Annotated in this window: 18 protein-coding genes and 1 tRNA gene; 7 read left to right on the top strand and 12 right to left on the bottom strand. The window is 58.0% G+C overall.

What is annotated here, in order from left to right:
* From MP439_10215 to istB, 4 genes are all read left to right on the top strand, one after another.
* Window positions 1–230, top strand: a 230-nt coding sequence (locus tag MP439_10215; GenBank protein MCI2976429.1) for a hypothetical protein, incomplete at its 5' end; no start/stop codon positions are given.
* Between the two features lie 552 nt (window positions 231–782).
* Complete coding sequence (locus MP439_10210) at window positions 783–1,181, top strand: hypothetical protein (protein MCI2976428.1); 399 nt, start codon at window positions 783–785, stop codon at window positions 1,179–1,181.
* A 19-nt stretch (window positions 1,182–1,200) separates the two neighbouring features.
* A complete protein-coding gene (locus MP439_10205; GenBank protein ID MCI2976427.1) occupies window positions 1,201–2,277 on the top strand; it encodes a hypothetical protein in 1,077 nt (358 codons plus the stop codon).
* Window positions 2,274–3,047, top strand: a complete 774-nt coding sequence (gene istB / locus MP439_10200) for an IS21-like element helper ATPase IstB (protein MCI2976426.1) — start codon at window positions 2,274–2,276, stop codon at window positions 3,045–3,047. The genes MP439_10205 and istB overlap by 4 nt, the downstream gene beginning before the upstream one ends.
* A gap of 482 nt (window positions 3,048–3,529) precedes the next feature.
* Here the strand turns inward: istB and MP439_10195 are convergent, their stop codons facing one another.
* The gene (locus tag MP439_10195) at window positions 3,530–4,978 is read right to left on the bottom strand and encodes an MFS transporter (protein MCI2976425.1); all 1,449 of its coding nucleotides are present in this window, start codon (window positions 4,976–4,978) and stop codon (window positions 3,530–3,532) included.
* 173 nt (window positions 4,979–5,151) lie between these two features.
* Here MP439_10195 and MP439_10190 point away from each other — a divergent pair, with 173 nt between their 5' ends.
* Complete coding sequence (locus MP439_10190; GenBank protein MCI2976424.1) at window positions 5,152–6,147, top strand: Lrp/AsnC family transcriptional regulator; 996 nt, start codon at window positions 5,152–5,154, stop codon at window positions 6,145–6,147.
* A 285-nt stretch (window positions 6,148–6,432) separates the two neighbouring features.
* Here the strand turns inward: MP439_10190 and MP439_10185 are convergent.
* The 5 genes from MP439_10185 to MP439_10165 form a co-directional block, all read right to left on the bottom strand.
* Window positions 6,433–6,504: transfer RNA gene (locus MP439_10185), tRNA-Arg, on the bottom strand.
* A 331-nt stretch (window positions 6,505–6,835) separates the two neighbouring features.
* Window positions 6,836–8,047 carry an ISAzo13 family transposase gene (locus tag MP439_10180; GenBank protein MCI2976423.1) on the bottom strand — a complete coding sequence of 404 codons (1,212 nt, stop codon included), beginning with the start codon at window positions 8,045–8,047 and terminating at the stop codon, window positions 6,836–6,838.
* A gap of 223 nt (window positions 8,048–8,270) precedes the next feature.
* Entirely contained in the window at window positions 8,271–8,525 is a 255-nt protein-coding gene (locus MP439_10175; GenBank protein ID MCI2976422.1) for a hypothetical protein, read from the bottom strand.
* 12 nt (window positions 8,526–8,537) lie between these two features.
* Window positions 8,538–9,896, bottom strand: a complete 1,359-nt coding sequence (gene xseA / locus MP439_10170; protein ID MCI2976421.1) for an exodeoxyribonuclease VII large subunit — start codon at window positions 9,894–9,896, stop codon at window positions 8,538–8,540.
* Window positions 9,897–9,975: 79 nt separating this feature from the next.
* The gene (locus tag MP439_10165; protein ID MCI2976420.1) at window positions 9,976–10,491 is read right to left on the bottom strand and encodes a histidine phosphatase family protein; all 516 of its coding nucleotides are present in this window, start codon (window positions 10,489–10,491) and stop codon (window positions 9,976–9,978) included.
* Between the two features lie 380 nt (window positions 10,492–10,871).
* On the opposite strand from MP439_10165, the gene mftE reads away from it, so the two are divergent.
* Together mftE and MP439_10155 are read left to right on the top strand one after the other, a co-directional pair.
* On the top strand, window positions 10,872–11,585 hold the full coding sequence (gene mftE, locus MP439_10160; GenBank protein ID MCI2976419.1) for a mycofactocin biosynthesis peptidyl-dipeptidase MftE: 714 nt from the start codon (window positions 10,872–10,874) through the stop codon (window positions 11,583–11,585).
* Entirely contained in the window at window positions 11,582–12,349 is a 768-nt protein-coding gene (locus tag MP439_10155; protein MCI2976418.1) for an SDR family oxidoreductase, read from the top strand. Before mftE ends, MP439_10155 begins: the two co-directional genes overlap by 4 nt.
* A 74-nt stretch (window positions 12,350–12,423) precedes the next feature.
* Here the strand turns inward: MP439_10155 and MP439_10150 are convergent, their stop codons facing one another.
* The 6 genes from MP439_10150 to MP439_10125 form a co-directional block, all read right to left on the bottom strand.
* Window positions 12,424–13,680, bottom strand: coding sequence for an aminotransferase class III-fold pyridoxal phosphate-dependent enzyme (locus MP439_10150; GenBank protein MCI2976417.1), 1,257 nt, complete (start codon window positions 13,678–13,680; stop codon window positions 12,424–12,426).
* A 61-nt stretch (window positions 13,681–13,741) separates the two neighbouring features.
* On the bottom strand, window positions 13,742–15,433 hold the full coding sequence (locus MP439_10145; GenBank protein MCI2976416.1) for a sensor domain-containing diguanylate cyclase: 1,692 nt from the start codon (window positions 15,431–15,433) through the stop codon (window positions 13,742–13,744).
* A 121-nt stretch (window positions 15,434–15,554) separates the two neighbouring features.
* Window positions 15,555–16,670 (bottom strand): mycofactocin radical SAM maturase, encoded by a 1,116-nt coding sequence (mftC, locus tag MP439_10140; protein ID MCI2976415.1) that lies wholly within the window; start codon window positions 16,668–16,670, stop codon window positions 15,555–15,557.
* Between the two features lie 24 nt (window positions 16,671–16,694).
* Window positions 16,695–17,024: a mycofactocin biosynthesis chaperone MftB gene (gene mftB, locus MP439_10135; GenBank protein MCI2976414.1), complete on the bottom strand. Its 330-nt coding sequence runs from the start codon at window positions 17,022–17,024 to the stop codon at window positions 16,695–16,697.
* Window positions 17,025–17,258: 234 nt separating this feature from the next.
* Window positions 17,259–17,543, bottom strand: coding sequence for a hypothetical protein (locus MP439_10130; protein MCI2976413.1), 285 nt, complete (start codon window positions 17,541–17,543; stop codon window positions 17,259–17,261).
* Between the two features lie 219 nt (window positions 17,544–17,762).
* Window positions 17,763–19,331: a 3,4-dehydroadipyl-CoA semialdehyde dehydrogenase gene (locus tag MP439_10125; GenBank protein ID MCI2976412.1), complete on the bottom strand. Its 1,569-nt coding sequence runs from the start codon at window positions 19,329–19,331 to the stop codon at window positions 17,763–17,765.
* Between the last annotated feature and the right edge of the window lie 399 nt (window positions 19,332–19,730).

Here is a 19,730-nt window from a genome sequence, read left to right as displayed (position 1 = left end):
TTTCCCACGCTATGGATGACTGGATCACCTTGATCGAGAGTGCGTTGCGCGAGCACTTTGAGATGTCTGTGGATCGTTCGGTGCCGGTGGCCCATGCGGTCTTGGCGGTGATCCGGGGGATCATGCTAAGCCGACAAATGGTGGAAGAGACCGATCGTGACTTCGTGGATGAGGCAGCGCGACTTCTTGGACCGATGCTCAAGATGCTGGTGTTAGCGGCCATGCAATAATGCATAGATGCGGCCAAATAATTGCACGGTGGCGGACACCAAAACTGCACGCACATCTGGGCCCCGGTCCAAGGTGAAGTACGCCTACATCGTTTGGGCGCGACAGGATGAGCATCGGGTTTGCTAATGGCGACTCGAGAACGCATTGAAGCACACACATGTCGAGCAATGCACAACCCCAAGAATTGGAGCCCCACCATGTTCAGTGTCCCTACGAGTAGCGAAGTTCACCTGAGGGTAGAGCCAGATGGCCGCGTCAAGAGATCACCGTCTATGGGTGCGATACCCCCAGAGTGTGCGTACGCAAAGAACAACGGAGCACGGAGGTGTCACACCTTCATGCGACGAGTCCGAATCGGGGGCATTGCTCCTCGTGTGGCGAATGCGTCCCAACCAGCGAACTCATCGGCTCAGGATCTCATCGCTTGAGTCCTGAGCACGGTGGAGCCCCCCTTAGATAACACCAGCTACAACTCGGATTAACAAACAGGCTCCTTACTGGATGAAACTGGAGATTATCACATTCCCAACTTCCAGAAGGAGCCGTTAACAATGAAGGATAGTACCCAAGCCATGAACATACTTGAGGCCTATGACCTCTATCAGTCCTACAACCAAGCAGCAAGAGAGTGTCACTGCTCTCCTAATACCGTAAAGGCCCTGGTACAAGCCAGAAACGATGGAACACTTGCCACACGGGGACGACGACGACAAGGCGCCTCGTCAATCTTTATGGCCGATGAGCTGAGCCTCATCGCAGAACTCGTGGAGGCCTCTGATGGTTTTATCAGAGCCGATGTCATCCATCGACGACTCCAAGGGATTGGGTACAAGGGATCGGGACGTAGCACCAGGCGAGCGGTGCGCAAGGAAAAGACCAAGTACCGCCGGGCTCATGCGCGCATATATTGGCCCTTAGATACCAGAGCCTGGCAAGTGGGCCCAGTATGACTTCTCGGATGGACCGGTCATCGATGGCGAAAAGACCACGCTCTTTCATTACTACCTGCCCTACTCCAAGTACCGGATCGTGCTCTACATCCCCGATCAGTCTCTCCCGAACGTCATCGGGGCTCTTCACACCTGCTTTGAGATGACCGGAGGGGTTCCCCACTACGTGCTCACCGATAACGCCAAGACAGCCGCCACCGCTCACATCGCAAACGTCGCGGTCCTAAATACCAAGATGGTCAAGTTCGCCTCCGCCTACGGGTTTGTGTTACAGACCTGTATCCCCTATGACCCAGCTTCAAAGGGCGGGGTAGAACGGGCGGTACGTGTCGCAAAGGAGCACCTGTGCCCAACGAATGTGAACCTGGTAGCCAACTACGAGAGTATCGCTCAGTTGAAAGACGCAATCAATGCCTTCAACATCGAGATCAACGCCAAGGTGCACTCAGGCACGGGTAAGGTCCCTGCACTGGTTCTTCCCGAGGAGGTAACGGTGTTCTCGGCGTTACCCAAGAACCCGTACGTGGCTGCCTACGGGGTCATGCGCCGTGTAGAGGCCAACATGGGAATCGTTCGCTATCGTCGCTGTGGCTACTCGGTGGACCCTTCACTTCGCGGATCTAGCGTCTATGTGCGCGAGGTCGACGATGAGGTGGTGATCGTCACGGTCACAGGGAGCGGTGTCACCGAGGTCGCTCGTCACAAGAGAGGTGAACCCTATGGGTACGTGATCTCCGATGAGCACAAGGACTCCTCGCACCCAAGTGGTCCGCTCGTTCGACACCCAATCCCAACGAATGAGACCGAAGGCAAGTTCCTTGGTATCACAACCGAGGCTGGGACCTGGCTCGAGAGAGCTGCCTCACTCGGGACCAAGAAGATCCCCGACACTATGGGGTTGATGGTGGGGGCGTCTAGCCAGAGTGCTTGTGCTGCGATTGTGGAGTCCTTGGCCCTTGGTGACTTTAGCTATACGACGATGAAGGCATTGCTCGCCAAGGCCCAACAGGCGACACCACCACCGGCCGCCCGCGAGGTTGAGAGCCTGGGGAGTTCAACCTCGCCCTATGCAAAGCTCAAGGCGGTCTCAGCATGACCCAAGGAGAGACCAACCCGGTAGCAACACAGATCGCTGAGATGACCAAGCGGCTCCGATTACCCCACCTGCGTCGCAACTTTGAAGATCTCTGCACAACTGCCAAGGCGCAACGGTGGGATCCAATAGAGCTCCTACGAGTTCTCCTTGAAACCGAGATCGACGGGAGAAATGCCTCGACACTCCTCATAAGACGTGCGAGCGCAAACCTGCCTGGCAATAGAACCCTGGCTGGGTTTGACCACTCGGTCTCATCGGTACCCACCCATGTCATCAACGCACTTAGCACCTTGGAGTGGATCAGGCGAAGAGAGAACCTCATCGTCTGTGGTCCTCCAGGAACCGGCAAGAGCTTCCTTGCAGAGGCACTGGCATCAGAGGGGATCGAGGCTGGTATGCGAGTGTCGTGGTTCAACTCCGAGACCCTTGCTAAGACCATCGCAACGGCTAAGGCGACCGACACCCTTGGTTCAACCCTGGCCAAGTTCAGCCGTCTCGATCTGGTGGTCATCGATGATCTTGGGATCCTACCGATTGGTGAGAACGACTCCGAAGCCCTCTATCGCGTCGTTGCGACCTGTTATGAGAGAACATCGTTGATCGTGACCTCTAACTTTGGACTCGCCTCCTTTGATGAGATCCTCCACCCCAGATCGATTGCCGCAGCGCTTGTCGATCGCTTGGCCCACCATGCCCATCTCATCGAGACGACCGGCGAGTCCATCCGACTCTCACAGGCTCTCTCAGGCAAGGGGGTGATGCCCCTCTAACACCAATCCCAAATGAAAGCTAGGTGCGACGCGCTCTTCAAGTCACGCCTACACCCGTGCAAAACTGGTGTCCGTCACCGTGCAACTTAGGTGTCCGTGAGCATGCAGGTTGACATGGCCATTGACACCCAAAGATATGCGTGACCTCTGGGAAGAGGTCAGGGTTGGTCTTGCCTCGGTGAAACAGCGTTACCTCGTCACCCCTTTGGACCAATGCCTCAACGACATGCCGGCCGATAAACTGTGTACCACCAATTACCAGCGTTCTCATCACTCCAGCGTAACCGCAGCGGCCACGCTAGGACAATGACGGGCTCGAAATCATCGCTAGCATGGAGTTGCTTTGGATCTTTCACCACACGCAACCCCATGCAACATCCGCTGCTCGGGGCGGTATCGGTCAGAGGATGATGACTTTGCCACCACCCCTCAGGCCAGCTACAACCACGGCGTAGCCGCTTCGGCTTGGCGCGCCACCTCGATTAACGTGAACCGTCACCCGAAGACCCGGCATGAACGAAATCTCGGGTGCGAATGAGTCCCAACGACAGCGCCGCCCCAGCAAATGCGAGGATGCCGGCCACGACTAGAAGATCAATCAGTGCTCCTGCATAGGCGCCGCTCACCGCACCAATGAGTTGATGGCGAACCTGGCTCGAGGGGGCAGCACCAATAAGGTGACCGATGGTGCCCTGCTCAATGGCCGTAGAGATCGCTCTTGCCCTCGTAGCAAGCGACGGGATCGCTGTCAGTGAATCGCGAAGACTGCGCAAGAGTGCAATGGTAAAGATGGACCCAAAGACCGCGATCCCAACGGCGATGCCGATTTGGCGCCCAGTGCTGTTGGCGCCCGAGGCCATACCGGCTTGGCGCGGCAGAACAACTCCAACCGCAGTCGAAGCCAGCGGTGGGTTGACCAGGCCGCTTCCGACGCCAGCGATGAGGAATCCAGGAATCAGGTGGGTCCACGATCCGCCCGACTGGATACCAGACATCACAATGAGTCCGATCCCCACCAGCGCCAACCCGGGACCAATTAACCAACGTACCGGGACGTGGCTGCTGGCACGTCCTGCCGCGATGGCGACGATCAGGATCGCCCCAGTGATCAAGAGAATCCGCAACCCGGTCTGAAGCGCCGAGAATCGCAAATCATCCTGCAAGTACAGCACAGATAGAAAAACATGGCAAACAGTGAGCCGTTCATGGCAAAGACGGCGCTGAGGCCCCCCGTTGAAGGTGGGCACGCGCATCAGCGAGAGGTCGAGCGTCGGATATGCGCTACGTCGCTCGGCGATGACAAAGCCGACCATGAGAATCACTGCGCCACACGACGACGCAATCACCGCCGGACTTGACCAAGAGGTTTGACTGGCCTCGGTCAACACATACACCAGCGCCACCATGCCACCACTGAAGAGGACGAATCCAGCCCAATCAGGGCGATGCGACTGCGAGCTCCGAAACTCGTCGACCTTGAAAATGGTCACCAAAATCGCGAGGATGCCAATCGGCACATTGACATAAAAGATGCCACGCCAACTGATGTCAGTCGTAATCAGTCCACCAATGATCGGGCCGAGACCGGTAGCGAAACCGGTGACCGCACCCCAGATGCCAAAAGCCTCACCGCGGTCCTTGCCATGGAAGCTGTTGGCGAGCAATGAGAGCGACGTGGCAAAGAGGATGGCACCCCCGATACCCTGGGCTGCACGCGAAAGAATCAACACAATTGGCGAGCCAGCCAAGCCACAGAGGAACGGAAATGCGGTAACGATAACCAGACCGACGAGAAAGACAAGCCGTTGACCGTAGCGGTCCGCGAGCGAGCCCGCGGTCAACAATGCGGCGGCGAGCGTCAGCGCATAGGCATCGATCACCCACTCAACATCGACAAATCCAGTGTGCAGGGCCAGCTCGATCTGAGGCAAAGCGACGAACGATCGTAAGCTCGAGGAGGAACATGAAGGTCGCCGCGCAGGCCACCCCTAAGGTCCACCACTGTCTGTTGGAGGTTGTATGCATAGCAACCATCCTGGTTGCCAACCAGGGGATGAGTGATCGAAATCCCAGGTATTACACAATTCCGCCATCTACTCGCTTCATGGAGATAAGTTTTCCCACCATTGACGATCTGGACCGTCGTATCATCCAGTCCCTTGCCATCGATCCAAGAATACCGTTCCGGCAGCTCTCCGTCATTCTTGATGGACCATCAGAACAGACCATCGCCCGCCGTTATCGACGACTCGTGGATGCCAGTGTCCTCAAAGTTGTCGCCCAGCTCAACTCGCAACGCATCGGACGCTCCGACTGGTTCGTGCGCATCCGCTGTGCACCAGGACACTCCTCCCAGATTGCCAACCAGCTGGCACAGCATGGGGACATCTCCTGGGTGCGAATCATCTCAGGAGGGAGCGAGGTTTACACGATCATTCGCTCCCACGATCGCGATCGCCAGACTCCCCTCCTGCTCGAACAACTCACCATCGGCCGCGAAATCATCGGTATCGATCCTTATTGTCTGTTGCACCTCTTCGCCTGTGATGTCGCCTACCCGGTGGTGCCCTCCAGCCTGTTGCCCAATGAGATCGTGCAACTGAGCGCCAACACCCAACGGATCGTCCGCACACACGGGTCCACAATCGACCTGCACCAAGCCGACTTGCCACTCATTGGTGCTCTCAACGCCGATGGACGGGCGAGCTATCGAAACCTCGCCCTGCGCACCCATTGGCACGAATCGACGGTACGACGACGCGTCGAGGAGCTGATCGCCTCCGGGGTCATCGCCTTTGAAGTCGACCTCGACACAGCGCTACTAGGACAGCAATCTCAGGCATTGCTATGGATCACTACGACCCCTGGCAGCCTCCCACAAGTCGGTGAAGCGCTCGCACAATTCCCAGAAATACCCTTCACCGCTGCCACCACCGGCGCATCAAACCTTGTCGCTGCTCTGGCATGTGCAAGCGACCGTGAACTCTATCAACTCCTGACTTACCAGGTCGGTCAGCTCGATGGCATCAACAACATCGAGACGACCCCAGTCCTGCGGACGGTCAAACTCCACGCCACCATGTGGTCAGTTGATCGTTGATACCAATATCGATCACCCAACACGCTTCACACAATCCCACGGCTCACTGGCACAACCCCATTCCATAGCTTGATGCCTTGGGACAACCTCGGCCAACAAGGAACGATCCTAAGGCAATACCCATCGAAAGGTGCTCATCAAAAAACGATCGTAACGGCCTCAGAAGACTAGACAAAGTGGTTATACCGGGCCCGCTCACCAGGGTTCGGTACCATCATGATCAAGGACCATGCCTAGTCGCGATCCCACGACACCGTGAACGGCTCAACGCGTTAACGGTGTCCGTGCCCCCGGCAGGATTCGAACCTGCGCACATGGTTTAGGAAACCACTGCTCTATCCCCTGAGCTACGGGGGCGCCCAGATGACCATCGCTTCCCGCGAGTGTCGTATCTCATGAGGATACCTGATCACTCAAGTCGCCTAGGCACCTCGAACACAGCAGCCACCAAATGAAGGCTGCAGGCCCTCCATCGCATACCCCTGACCGCTCTGCTTTCGATGCCGAGCCTGGCCGTGAGCCCAAGTGTCTCGTGCGCCACGACGCCTTGGCTAAGGGCCTACGACCCACCCATTCGGTTTGAAACCAGAACACGCCAGCTTCAACAGGACCCACTTGCAGGGCTCAACGAAGCCTCGTGAGGATTGTCAACCTTGCCTAAGGGGTCACAAATAAATAACATGGTCAGTCATTTCCTCGGTAAGATGACATAATTCCATTCACCGTGGACGTCGTCGCGAGCAATTTGAATGGTAGCAAACTCTGCATCGGTGACCTTCCTACCCGTTTGATATTGACCAGAATCGATTTGGGCGCGAATCTTGAGTCCTTTGCTCGTTGTGGTTGCGGCTATCAAGTTGACGATGACCTCTTGGCTCACCAATGGTTGACCGCGCCAGTTCAGGGTAATGAAAGAGAACATGCGATGCTCGATCTTGTTCCACTTGGAAGTGCCTGGTGGAAAGTGGCTCACCCGGATGGTCAGATCCAGCTGATCAGCGAGTCGTTGTAGCTCTAGCTTCCACAGACGTACTCGTGAGCCGTTACTTGTACCCCCGTCGGCCATGATCATGAGCTCCTTTGCGCCAGGATAGGCGGCCTGGCCCATGGCAAACCACCAGCGGCGAATCGTCTCGACCGCAAAGCTTGACGTATCGTGATCGGTACCTACGCTGACCCAGCCGGTGTTGGATGCAAGATCATAGACACCATATGGATTGGCTCTTCCCAGTTCCTGGTTCACAAAGTCGTACACCTCGACAAGCTCTGGCTCTCCTTGTGGCCGCCACTCCTTGCCGTTGTTCTTATAGTGACCTACCAACTCCTTCTTCTTTGTATCCACAGAGATCACCGGTTGTCCACTCGACCCTGCGGCGTCTGTCTTGTGGTTCATGTATTCGAACTGGGCATTGCGGTCTAAATGACCTCCACCCTCGAGGGTTTTACGGTTGGCCTGGAGGCTGTATCCAAGATCCTTGAGCAAAACTCCGACCAAGACATGAGAGATCGTATGACCCTGCTCTCCTAACTCGCGTGCTAGTTGCATCAGGCTCTTACAAGTCCAGCGCAGTGGTGACTGCGGATCACCCCTCGTGACAGGCTCCACCAACCGCGCCAGATCTCCTACCAGCAAGGGGTCGATGTCCACCAGCTTCTTACGTCCCGCACCTGCTCGCCTGACGCGCCTGGTTCTATCGACGTCGAGGGGTGGAGCTGAGTTCAGTTCCTTAATGCCGGCAAATATAGACCCTCGGGCCACCCCAGTAGCTTTAGCAACACGCTTTACTCCACCATGACCGAGTACTTTGGCCTCCGCCGCTGCGAACAGTCGCCTTTGACGTTCGTCACAGAACCCTTCAGGAGCCTTGTAGCGAGCGGTGATCAACGCATCTGCATCCAGATGCCAAGTCTGGCTCTTAGGTGCGGATAGTACAAGTAATTGTGTTATGCCTCCTTAGGCGCGCGGCGTCAAGCGATGCTCATCCCCAACGGTGCTTTCGCTACCAGCTCAACCAGTGCCCCAACTCCGAAGTGGCCCTGTTCGATCGTTGCCATTGCGGCCACGAGGCCAAGCAAGCGACGAACCAGTCGGCTGTGGGCACGCGCTGACTCGTTGCGCTCCGCTAGGACGATCGGGTCGGGTCACCAACATCGAGCTCGCCGATCTCAAGTTCTACCGATCGTATGCGACGGTCGCACTCGTCGAGCATCGCACGAACTCGCCGCACGACAATGGAGAGTTCGTCAAGCCCAAACTCCCGCCCCCCTAGCCTATCGATAGCCGCCTGGCTCTCGTCTCGCAGCTCCTCAAAACTGGCACTACCGAGCGCACGCTCGAACTCTTCGTCGCCAAGATGGAACCAATCCACTGCACTCATCGTGCCTACCTCCTACTTTCGTCGCTCAAGTTCAACAGAACCATCAACAAGCATCGCGGTCACCTGGCGCTCGGTTTGTACCTTGGCAACCGTCGTCAACCATTGGCCATCACTCCCCTTCAATATGGCGAAGCCACGCTCGAGCTGTCCGAAAGGATCATGCATTGCCAGTCGTGACCGGAACCTATCAACTTCGCGACCCTCAGATTCGAGTCGGCGTTCGGCAGCCTGGACGAGCTCACGTGGCCGCAACAGACTGGGGCGCTCGTGTGCCAGCCGAAGCCACACCGCCGCGGCCACACCGCCGCGGACTCGGCGCACATGCTCCCGATCCTGTTGGAACCGACGCTCCCCTAAACGATAGAGGGTCGCCCACTGTTCGGCCTGGATGACTTGCATCTGCGTCAAGCCACTATGGCACGATCCAATCACCTTTGACGCGAGCGCTTGACGCAGTGTGCGCTCGGCCTGCAACCACTCCTCGATGCCACTCACCAAGCGGCTAAAGGCTCGTTCAAACTCAGCAAGGAACTCTCCCACGCGCTCTACGAGGGCCACCGCAACACTCTGGGGAACGTCTAACGCGCGATGGGCTACCTCGTTGAGCAACACCTCATCAGCCGCATGTCCGATGGCACACCAAATCGGTGTCGCCGAAGCGACCACAGCGCGTACCACCGGTTCGGCGTTGAACACAGCCAGTTCACTCTCGGAACCCCCTCCGCGCAAGACAACGATGAGGTCATGTGATCCCTCATCGGCGCGCCGAATCATCGCCGCCAGCTCCTCACCGGCCTGCATACCGGTCACCGGTGTCGAGTAGAGCTTCCAAGCAAAGGCAAAGCCGCTGCGTTGGAGCACCCTGGTGAAGTCGTGTTGAACCGTTCCCGCCTGCGAGGTAACGATAGCGATGTCAAGGGGAACCGCGCAGAGGGTGAGTCGACGGTTGGCGTCAAAGACGCCCTCCTCCATCAGGGCAGCCCGCAAACGCTCCAGATCTTCTCGGCTGAGGCGTCGCATCTCTTCATAGTCGAGCTGCTCGATGACGAAACTGACGCGCCCGCCGGGCCGATACGTACTCAATCGACCGATTGCAACGATCTCAACGTCTTTGTTGAGCTCGCCAAGGCCACGATGGGCAAGCTCTGCACGGATGCGCGCAAAATCGGTGGCAAAAATCACCGCGTTGACCTTTGCGGACCCAGCGCCTACGATTTGATCGGTCATCGAACAGTAGAGGTGCTTGCGAACTGCCACGTCCTGGAGTGTTCCTCGCAATCGAAAACGACTCGTCATCAGTGGCTCGAGGGTCGCCTCAATCATCTCCCACAGGTTGGTGACGGAAAACACCGGTACCGATTCAACTGTCACAACGCTTCAGCCTAGCGGCGCACTGGGGCTCGAGACGAGATACGGTGAGGTTGAGATGCATTCGGCGCCACACACCCAGTCATCCAACCAGCGTACGTGCATCGTAGCTCGGACCAACGTGTCGAGCAAGCGACGCGAGGGGATGACCAGAGCCATCGCCGAATTCCAGATGCAGGAACGATGCAACATCGAGTGCCAACTCGTCATCAGGCAAGAACAGGCCCTGTGTTTCGGTGATCAGTCTGCTGAGACGCAACAGCGAAGGGCCGTGCCCGCAGACGACGAGTGCGCCGTGTGTCGCTTGGATGATGTCTACCAGCTCAATGAGTTCCCCATGGCTTGCGAACTCCCCGAGACGGTCGTCCGTGGTGGGTTCCACACTGTAGCAAAGCGCAAGTGGCGCGACGGTGCCTTCACAGCGCAGCGCCGGACTCGCGAGAATTACCAACCGCTCCGGATTGCCAATCAACCGGGCAATGACCTGTGCAACGTTGCTCGCCTGGTGAACTCCGGTGGCATCGAGGGTACGCTCGACATCGTCGCCATATCCGGCATTCGATCGAGCCTTGGCATGTCTGAGTAGTACTACCGTCACGAAAACCTCCTTGTCGGCCGGGCCCGACTGCACACCAGCGAGCCGCCATCCGTGGCCATCACTCGCTAGTGATGCTAATCGCTTTGTGTTACGGCGATGAAGCAGTTGGCAGTCTGCACGGCGTCACTGCGACAGCCACCAACCTTGCAGACAGGTCTTTCCATCTTGGTTACTACCAATTTGCGTTGAAACCCTGCAAGCCATCGTGCTCGCTTACATGGGAACCCCCCTCGGGCCTCCTCCCACAACAGACCGTTGGTCGACGAATGTCGGTCGACAAGGTCAGTGAAAAGAAGAGGGCATCGGCTGGCCACCATAGGAACCACGGTTCTGACATGACCTCCCGGTTGCGCGTGTACGCTCGTTGATGGAGGGCGTAGATGGCAATCATGCTGGCGGATCTTACACGACTCGACTTTGAGGCAAGCATCCGCGACCGGATACTTGTCATTCCGATTGGCTCGATCGAGCAACACGGTCCACACCTGCCTATCGGCACCGACGCCTTCATCACGTCCGCGTTGGTCGATGAGCTCATCCGACATCGAGACGACAGGATCATTTTGTCCCCACCGATCCCTATCTCCGCTTCAGACGAGCATGGCTCCTTTCAAGGCACGCTGTCGATGGGGACGAGCCTCCTCTCGGCAACGCTCAAGGCGATCACCAACAGCCATCATCACCACTCTCGCGTCCTGTTCGTCAGTGCCCATGGTGGCAACCTATCCGCCTTCCTTGAGGCCAGCCAACCCTTCTGGATACCAAGAACCCACGTGTTGATCGAGGCGGCAGCCAACTGGGAGCTCCCAGCAGACGCCCTCGGCCTCTGGGAGCCCGATGCCCATGCGGGCAGAACCGAGACCTCTGTCATGCTGGCACTGAGACCGGACTTGGTCCATCTCGAACAAGCATCACCGGGCTATCTGGGACCGCTCTCACAAGTCGGCAACATCTTGGCTAGCAGCGGCATCCAGGGTATCAGTGCAACCGGTGTCCTCGGGGATCCAGCTGGCGCCAATCGCGAAGAGGGGCTGGCAATCTTGGCCGCTCTCGCCGCCGATCTCATCCGCACCTTTGATCAGGTGAGCTCATGACCAACAAGAATCCCCTGGCTATCATCAGCGGGGGGGCCCGCGGGATCGGCTTAGCGACCGCGCACCAACTGGCATCCCAGGACTATCGGATAGTCGTCATCGACGGCCCGACCTCTTCCACCATGCCCTATGCCCTCTCCAGTACGTCAGAACTTGAGGCAATCCACGACGAACGGATCACGCCGCGGTGCTGTGACGTGCGAGACCCCGATGCCCTAGCAGTGGTCGTCGAAGACGCCATCGCAACGTATGGACCGGTCCATGTTGCGATCGCCAGCGCCGGTGTCCTTGCTGGATCACCGTCATCCCTTGCCCTTGATCAAGGCCAGGCCCGCGAGATCTTTGACGTCAACTACTGGGGCGTGGTCCACCTTGCAGCCGCCACGATACCGTCGCTGCGCAACACTCGAGGCTCCTTCATCGCAGTTTCGTCTGCCGCTGGCACGCGTGGCCTTCCCCAACTTGGTCACTACTGTGGATCAAAGCACGCAATACACGGCTTTCTTGCGGCCCTCGCACGCGAGGAGCTCCCAAACGGCGTTCACATCAACGTCGTTGCCCCAGGTTCGACCGAGACCACGCTGCTTGAAGCGACGGCTCAGGTCTACGGCCTAGCGACCGCCGAGGCATTCCTCGCTCAGCAACTCGATCCGAATCTCAACTCTCCACGCGATATCGCCAAGGTAATCGGCTTTCTCGTCACCACCTCTGCACAAGGAATCAACGCGGCCGTCATCAACGTCGACCGAGGCTTCATCGGCTAAGGCTCTCTGAACGTTGGAGCCCCCGCCCATCGGCGGCTGAGGTGTGAGATCGGGGGAGCCTGCCGCCTCAACAATCAGCCGACCGTGGACTCCCACTCGCGAACCGATTCGACCACGATCTGACCCAACTCCTCGAGTTGAGTCGGCTCGATAATCAGCGGTGGTGAGAAAGCGAGACCCTGACCAAGCACGCGGGTGATAAGGCCATTTTTTCGCGCGATACCCGCGAGCCGATCGGCCCCCGTGGGATCTTTGGCCCGAAGCTCGGGGTCGATCTCGATTGCCCCAAGCAGGCCGACACCCCCACGTACCTGAGAAATCGACGCGAATTGCTCCGCCGGTTTCAAGCTTGCAAGCAATTCACCTTCGAGCAACGCTCCGCGGGCGAGAATCCCCTCGTCCTCAAGAATGTGGCAGTTCGCAAGCCCAGCTGCCATGCACGTTGGATGCCCACCGTAGGTCGGACCATGTCGAAACACTGGAGAATCTTGCCGAGCGAAGGGCGCAGCAACGTGTTGAGCGATGGCCACTCCGCCTAGAGGCAGATAGCCACTCGTCACTCCCTTGGCAAACGTGATGAGGTCTGGAGAGATCTCGAAGCGCTCCACCCCAAACCAACTCCCCAATCGACCAAAGCCACAGATCACCGAGTCGGCGATGAGCAGCACGCCATGGCGGTCACAGATCTCTCGCAACGAGGCGAAATAACCCGGTGGCGGAGGATATACTCCTCCAGCGCCAATCACCGGCTCTGCAATCACCGCCGCCACTCGATCGTCGCCCAACCGCACAATCTCGGCCTCGACAGCCTCAACATCATCGTAAGGTACCCGATAGGTATCAGGTACCAACTGGCCGAAGCCCTGGCGATTGGCCTCGATGCCCCCCACTGACGTGCCGAAGCCCCACGTGCCATGGTAGCCATTGACCCTTGAGATGATGGCGGTGCGCTCCGGATGACCGAGTTCAAAATGATACCTTCGGGCGAGCTTGGTCGCGGTCTCCACGGCATCGCCTCCACCCTGGACGAAGAAGATTTGTGCACTATCCATCGGCGCACGCTCGGATAGAAAACTCGCCAGCTCTTCGGCTGGCCGATTCGAAAAATTACCAAAGGTCGAATAGCCAGCGAGCTTCTTGGCCTGGGCGGCGATCGCCTCAGCGATCTCGATCCGTCCATGCCCAACGTTAGCGTACCAGAGCGCAGCGGTTCCATCGAGGTAGCGTCGACCGTCTTCGTCGAATACGTAAACTCCTTCACCATGATCAAAGACCACCGCCGCATGACTCGCTTGATAGAGCTGCCCAAATGGATGCCAAAAGTTGCTCATGCTTCCTCCTTCGAGCCCCAATGACCTCGTCCCCTGGCGCGGTTCGCGGGAGCCTCGATCTCTAGGAGTCTAGAACCCCACCCAGTTGCACCCTGTTTCGGCCCCGTGCCTTGGCCTCATAGAGCGCCGAATCCGCAATTCGGAGCAACTCTTCAACGAGTCCTCGCGGGGAAAATCGCCGTACGTTTGCCGAGGCAACTCCAACACCGATCGAGGCGGTGATTGGGCTATCGATGTCGGGGACCGAGACCGACGCGAGCACCATGCGAAGCGACTCTGCGAGGCTCAATGCTTGGATCTGGTCGACGCCGGTCAACAATACGACAAACTCTTCCCCACCAAAACGTGCCACCACGTCCTGGGTGCGCAGTCGGTTCTGAATGCAGGCCGCCGCCTCCTTGATCACCAGATCACCGGCCGGATGACCATACCGGTCATTGACACTTTTGAAATGATCGAGATCGATAAACATGGCTGCCACCTGAAAGCCGTTCGCGCGAGCGTTCACGACCAGACGCTCGGCAAGCGACCAAAAACTGCGTCGATTCATCAAGCCCGTCAACGGATCGGTCTCGGCCAACTCACGCAAGCGGTCATACAGGGTCATCTGCGCCACGGCGATGCCCGCCTGATCGGCAAAGAACTCCAGTGCTTGCACCTGCTCAAGATCCGGGTAACGACCATCGACCGGCTCGTCAGCCGATATCAACCCAAGCAACTGCCCGGACTCGATAATTGGAATGGTGAGCGAGTCCTGAGGATCCCAACCTGATCCCTGCGCCACACGGTCAGGGACCGACAACTGTTGACCCAGGGCACTGGGGAGCGGATACTTCCGGTGTTCAAAGAGGTACGAGCGCGACAACCGCATCTGAGGCTGCATGATCTCGGCATATCGGCTCAACTCGATCGGACCATTCTCGTGCATGCGCAGGCATTCTTCGGGCTCGATTCCTGAGGTCACGCGAAGCTCGAAGTCATCATCGTTTCGTAGGTAGATCGCCGCGCGCCGAAACCCGCCGGCCGAGGTAACCGCATCTGCGGTCGTCTGGAGAATCTCCTCAAGCTGTCCTGCACGCTGGACGTCGTTGCTCGCCCTGAACAGCTCGCTGAGGCGTTCGCGTTGGGCTGTCAGGATTCGTAGCTGCGCGTCAGCATAACTACGGTTCTCATGCAGCTGAATCGCGAGCGAGGCAAAATGGGCCAACGTGGCGATCAGCATCGCCCGTTCGGTGGTGGGCACCTGGCCATCCAGAGGGTCGTCAGGAAAGACGACCCCAAAGACCTCCGCGGGAGGTCGATACAACGGTGCGATCAACAATGAACGCGGATGCCAAACGCCCGATGAGCTCGTTGGCTGGGTCGCCACCACGGTACCCCTGCGCTCCATTTCAGCAAGGAGCGGCTCCGTGCCGTCCACCCAGTAGATATCGCCAATACGAGTACCGATCCCTAAGAGCTGCTCCATCTCGTCCAATGGCATCGAATAGTTGCGGAAATCATCGAGGTTGAGATCGCCCTGGATGCTGGTCATGGCCTTGATTCTGAACTGCCCATCGCCATCGAGGATAGCGATAGAGGTCGAGCCAAACCCCAGAACCTCGCAACACGTTCTGGTAATCGTGGACAGGAGTTCATTGCGATCGGTGATCACACTCAGATCGCGTGCAACACTCAGAACCCCTAGGAGTCTCGCCTCGAGATCGGGGGGGTCACCTTTCACTACGTACATTTTTACCAAGTCCCTCGGCATACAATCGGGCTACTTCGCGTTCGGCTTGAGTGTAACCTACCACCATTAGGGTGCGGTCCAGTAGTACCAGCGATGCGGCATTGGTATCAAATCGTTGCCATGAATCCCCCAGCATCACGCATTAGCGCGTTTGGGTCGATATCTTGGACAAGAGGCGGACACGGCTAGTGCGAGGCCGCGAGTGGTCGAGAGCGCGACGCGGTGCCCCGGGGGTAACGATATTGCTCGTCACCCCCAACACACACGAGGGATCGGCACCACGCAGCGAACTCCCAGTGAAAAACTTCGCCGCTAGGCAGCCCCCATGACAACGTTCATAGGCGTCACAATCCTGGCACCCACTCGCTGGCGCCTGTGCCCGCAGCTGGCGAAAGAGGGGGGCATCTCGCCAGATCGCTGCGAATCCCTCGCGTGTGACCGAGCCTGCCCGAAACTCGGGGTGGATCGTGAACGGACAGGCGTATACATCTCCAATCGGATCGATAAGACAGACAACCCTGCCGGCACCACAGAAGTTCAATCCAGACAACGACTCGCCAAGAGGATTGAGATGGAAAAACGAATCGGCGGTTTGAATCTCGGGGTGTGCGCGCAGATACCCATAGAGAAACCGCTGTTGGGCACCGTCGAGGGCGAGTTCATCGTAGCAATCCTGTGCCCGCCCTGATGGCCGTAACCGCGTGAGGCGGAGTCGTGCGTGGTAGCGATCGGCGAGCACACGAAGTTCATCGAGGTGATCGATCGAACGCTTCGTCACAACGACCGAGATCTTGGTGCCCTCGACCTGAGCATCGGCCAGATTACTCAGCGCAGCAAGAGCGCGTCGAAAACTACCAGGCCCTCGAATGGCATCGTTATCCGCGGCGCTGGCGCCATCGAGTGAAACCTGAACATCACAGTAGCTAAGCCCGGCAATACGCTTGGCGGCAGTTCGCGTTAATCGAGTGCCGTTCGTCGAGAACTTCACTCCAATGCCGAGTGCATCGGCATACTCAAGAATGTCAAAGAAGTCGGGATGCAACATCGGCTCGCCACCGCCAATGTTGAGATAGAACACGTCCATGGCCCGCAACTCATCCAGTAGGCGCCGACACGCTGTGAGATCGAGTTCTCGTTCGTCGCGAATGCCGGAGGCGGAGAGACAGTGGCGACACGACAAGTTACACGCCCACGTTAGCTCCCACGTCAAACACAATGGTGATGACAGACCCTCGATCAAATGCTCTCTGACACTCATCGCCCGCTCGCCACCTTCAACCATCTAGGACTCGCCGTTATTTACCACGCGCAACGCATCGTTGCCTACCCAACAGACTTCAACGAGGTCTTGACACACCAGCTCATCAAGCAGGTGCTCAAGCCGCCCATGACTCAGGCCGAGCGGTGCAAGTTCGTCGCGGGCACGATCGTTACCGCGCAACAACGCCGCGACAGCCACGACCTCCCGAGCGTTGATCAAGACCAGACGCTGCGACCGATTGTCGTAGGCAATGGCCCCAAATCGCTCGCCTCGCACCTGGACGGCGGGTGGCCAACGAAGATACTGGTGACACCGGCCCCTGGCGCTTGCGCTAGATCCGTCTATGCACATAACTTCTTCCACAGCTCACTAGGTAAGGGTCCACCAGCCACGGTAGGATCCACCCACATGGTTACCTGGCTGGGCGAGCTTCGGGATCCGGTCGTGAACTGTAGTCTACGAGGTGCTCGACCGACGCTTATGACGACATGCAAACGACACGCCCTGGTAGCGACCACCGCTTGTGGGGAATGGATCATCGCACACGATGGTGGAGCACTTTTGCTCCACCATCGCCGACTCAAATCAATAGACGCCACAAATGCCATCGATATCGATAACCTCGACAAGAACGTCGGGTTCGCTTTCGCTAAGACCAGCTGATGCGCCTATCGTGGCTCCAGTACCAGCGACATCCTCAGCAGGCTCGTCTTCGTCGGAAAGATTGACCCTCCAAGGAGCGACGACTGGATCGATGGAGTCGAATTGTCCTACTTCTTCATGATCCCCTGGCTGCGGACACGACCACTGGTTCTTACCCACTGGTTCGCTCTGACCTAACTGTTGAAGTTCGCCTGACGCTCCACCCATTGCACACCTCTCTACCTTCATGAACCCTAGCTCTGCCAAGTGTACTATCGTATCGACACCATTCCCAAGAGCTCTTCGTTGTGACCCAGCCCCAAAACCCCAGCGCGAAAGCCAGATCTCGACAGTGCTATGGGAGCCGCGATACTCACCTGGTCCGGAGGTCCCATTTTCTTTCAGCCACTGCCATTAGGTCTCACAAACCAGCCGACACCATAGTGGTCATGCAAATGTCCGAGACGCACTTCGGAGTGCAGTCAGCGCCGTCACGTCAGCCTGAATCGCACTGCGCTGCAGGTAGAACCGCAGTGCTCGAAGGCCCCCGAGCTCTTCACCCCCACCGGCTCGTCCCGGACCACCGTGAATCCCCTGGGGCATAACGACTCCATGTCCTGGATTGTCGCTGGCCGTCCTCTGGTTCAGCTGTGCCACCCGTCCATGGAGTGAGCCGATGGCGAGGGAAGCCTGAATGAAAGCGGCATCGTCGTCACTCACGATCGTGGCTACCAACGAACCTCGGCCCCGTCGCACCAGTTCGATCCCATCGTCGAGGTCAGAATACCCCATTATCGCTACGCAGGGGCCAAAAACCTCAAGTTCGTGTACCAGTCGTGCCGCCAACGGATCGCCGATCTCGATGACCGTCGGTGGGACCACTGCCGCCACCTTTGGGTCGACATCGACAAACGCTACGCCGGAGGGACCAGGGAGTAAGCTTTTGCCTTCTTGGGCCAAAAGTGCCGCTCCCGCCTGGACCGATTCCTGCTGGGCTCGTGACACCAATGGGCCCATGTCAACCTCGGGGTTACGCGCATCTCCCACCTTCAATGCCCCAAGACGCGCCACAAGCTGATCACGTACCGGGCCAAGCAGGTGATTTGGAACGATAACCCGACGGATTGCCGTGCACTTTTGACCCGCCTTGATCATCATCTCGGTGACAACCGCCTCCACGAGGCAATCAACCGAGGCAGAGTCGACGCTGACGTCAGGTAACGCGAGGATCGCATTCAAAGAGTCCGCCTCTGCATTGAATCGGGTCGCGCGAGAGATCAGTTGACGACTCGCACGTAGCTGATTCGAGGTTTCTGCTGATCCGGTGAAAGCAAAAGTATCCTCTTCTTCAACCAAGTCCACCAGCTCACGCCCTCCGGCGGTCAACAACGAGAGGACCCCCTCTGGGATGAGGTTAGCCTCGTAGAGGTCACGCACCATGAGATAGGCAACAAGGGCAGTCTGTGTCGCTGGCTTGGCGAACGACGGCATCCCCGCAAGCGTGGCGGTCGCGACCTTTTCGAACATGCCCCAGGCAGGGAAGTTGAACGCGTTGATTCCTATCGCGAGCCCACGCCGCGACGTAAGGACGTGCGCGACGCGGAATGTCTCGGAGCGGGTCATCGCCACATCATCAGGTTCGCAGAGATAGTGGCAATCCCCTAACTCGCGACCGAGCCCCCCGTAGTACCGAAGTACCGCGATGGCACCATCGATATCGAAGACGGCATCACGCTTGTTGGCCCCCATATTGGTGAGGGCGGCTTCGTAATAGCTCGGGCGTCCCTCCTTCAGCTTGTCGGCAAAGCGCACCAGTAGCTCGCCACGCTCGGCAAAGGTCATCGATCGAAGCTGGGCACCGCCAACCCTCCGGGCCCACGCAATCGGCTCTGACAGATCGATACCGTCAGCAGACGTTGATGCAATGGCCGCCGCCGTCGTTGGATCGCGCAGAATCGTTCCTTCACCATGACCATCAACCCACGATCCGGCCAAAAGGTGTCCTAATCTCAGCAACGTGCCAACCTCCTTATCGCAGTGGTCCAAATAAGCCAAAGTATAGGCTAGCCCTCTCGACCGACCATACCCAAGTCAATGGTCATCGACCCTAAAGTGTAATGCCCCACCACCTAAAGAATTGGGACGACAAAGCCTGAGCATCCAACGATGCGAGCTGGTCTTTGCGTTGTGAGATGCCCGGGCCTAGTGTCCCTCCTCAGAAGTTTGCTCAGAAACGATAGGGCCCAGGTATTTCTGCATGGAAGCGAAGATCGCCTCGGCACTCTTGATCCAGATGAAGGGCTTGGGGTTCTCGTTTGTAAGGCTTTGGCCCACTGGGTAATTCCTTTGTTGAGTTCACTCACGCTGGGCTGCACCTGCGTTGTAGGTACTTGGTGGTAAGAGCGGAGAACCACC

The organism is Ferrimicrobium sp., assembly GCA_022690815.1.
Lineage (GTDB): Bacteria > Actinomycetota > Acidimicrobiia > Acidimicrobiales > Acidimicrobiaceae > Ferrimicrobium.
This window is presented reverse-complemented; position numbering and strand designations above follow the sequence as displayed.